The organism is Catellatospora sp. NPDC049609, from assembly GCF_040675365.1.
In the GTDB taxonomy this organism is placed as follows: domain Bacteria; phylum Actinomycetota; class Actinomycetes; order Mycobacteriales; family Micromonosporaceae; genus Catellatospora.
Genome location: NZ_JBFAOU010000425.1, coordinates 1 through 1,975 on the forward strand (window position 1 = coordinate 1; position 1,975 = coordinate 1,975).

1 protein-coding gene and 1 pseudogene are annotated in these 1,975 nt (G+C 69.2%); one reads left to right on the forward strand and one right to left on the reverse strand.

Features of this window, described 5'->3' with window-relative positions; all coding sequences use genetic code 11:
• Positions 1-1,448: lantibiotic dehydratase family protein (locus AB0J67_RS40835; protein WP_363491159.1), on the forward strand; the 1,448-nt coding region annotated here is incomplete at its 5' end.
• Between the two features lie 179 nt (positions 1,449-1,627).
• Here AB0J67_RS40835 and AB0J67_RS40840 read toward each other — a convergent pair.
• Positions 1,628-1,762, reverse strand: a pseudogene (locus AB0J67_RS40840) (IS30 family transposase); the annotation flags it as partial.
• Positions 1,763-1,975 lie beyond the last annotated feature (213 nt).

Sequence of the window (1,975 nt, forward strand, 5' to 3'; positions counted from 1 at the left end):
AGCGGATGACCGGACGGGCAACTCCGCTGGGGTTGGCTGCCGGAGTGGCGGTCGCGACCTTCGGCGGGCAGCCCCGACTCCGGTGGGGCAGGCGGTACCACGCGGTTGCCAGCCCGGCCGCGACGTGGCTCGACGAAGTGATCCAGACGTTGGAGAGCTGCCCTGAACTGCTCGCTCGGCTACCTGTCGTCGCGAACACGACGATGACGGTCCGCGGTGACCGCCTCGTGATCCCCGACCAGCCACGACGGGTCGGACAGGTGGCCTCGGTGGACGCCGTGCTGCGCCTGACCACGCCGGTGCGCGTCGCCGTCGAAGCGGCTCGCGCGCCGATCCGGATGAGCGAACTCGCCGCGAAGGTACGAGAGGTCCTGCCCTCGGCGCCAGCAGATAAGATCACCGCTCTCCTGGCCGAGCTGGTTTCGCGGCGAGCACTGATCACGTCCTTGTACGCGCCCAGCACCACCACGGACGCGCTGGCACACCTGCTCGAACAGATCGACGCCGCCGACGCCGGCGCTGTGCGGCACGTCGCCGACCTGGTCGCTGCGCTGCACGACATCCACGCACTCATGAGCAGCCACAACAGCCAACTCGGCAGCAACGTCGCCTGGGTACGCGACGACCTCACCGCCACCATGCGCATGGCGCAGCCGTGTAGCCGGCACCCACTCGCGCTCGACCTGCGCCTGGACGCGACGGTCGTCCTGCCGGAGCCGATAGCGCGCGAGGCGGAGCGCGCCGCGCTGCTCCTGACCCGCCTGAGTGCTCACACTTTCGGTCGCGCATCGTGGCGCGACTACCACATGCGCTACTACGAGCGTTACGGCATCGGGTCGATGGTGCCGCTGCGCGACGGCGTCGACACCGATGCCGGTATAGGCTGGCCGGACGGCTACCCGGACGCTGCCGCAGAGCGGCACGCTCCGGCCGCCCGCCGGGATGAGCGGCTGTTGTCACTGGCCCAGGCCGCCGCGCTCGACGGCCGCCGCGAGGTCATCCTGGACGCCGAGCTGCTCGACGCTCTCGACATCGGTCCCGACCAACCCCGCCTGCCCCCGCATCTCGAGCTGTGCGTGCGGATACACGCGCGGGACCAGCAGGCACTGATCCGCGGAGACTTCCGCGTCGAGGTCGTGTCCGTCTCCCGTGGCGTCGGCACGCTGTGCGGCCGGTTCCTCCAGGTGCTGACGCCCGACGAGCGGCAGCGGCTGTCCGCCGAACTGGCCGACCTGCCCACCTCCGACGCCGACACGATTCCCGCCCAGCTGTCCTTCGCCCCGCTCGACCCCGCAGACGCGCACGTCGCACGCGCGCCGTGCGTCCTGCCGACCGTGATCAGCCTGGCCGAGCACCGCGGCCCGGACCCAGACGTGCTGACTGGCTGTTCACCAACCGGCGCCTGCTCCACGACCACGAACGGCACAACACCACCCACGAAACCATGATCTACATTGCGATGATCATGCACATGTCCCGCAGACTCAGCCGCCTACCCAACCCCTAACCGAGTTTTCAAGCAGCCTCTTAATCCGCGGGTTCGGGGTTCGAGTCCCTGGCGGCGCACAGCGAAAGCCCCGTCTGACCTGGCGGATTCTAGGGATCGTTGCAACACGTGGTCGGTTGTCTAGGCCGCGAGCAGTGTACGCAGGCGCTCGGCTGGGGTTTCCCAGCCGAGCGTTTTGCGTGGTCGGCCGTTGAGTTCGACGGCGACGGCGTCGAGATGGTCACGGCTGTGGACGGATAGATCGGTTCCCTTGGGTGCCTCTGTGTTTGTCAAGCCGGTTGGTGGGGTGGCGTAGGCTGCGGTCTGGCGGGCCTGGGAAGTGACTTGTCCGAAGAGTCGGCTTTCGGGGTTGGGCCGGCCGCGCTGGATGTTGTAGTCGCCCCCGGTTGTCCTCCTGGGCCCGCCGCCTGGGTGCGGCGGCGTTCGTCGGCGATCATCGTGCGCCAGACGTGATCGGCGAGGCGGCGT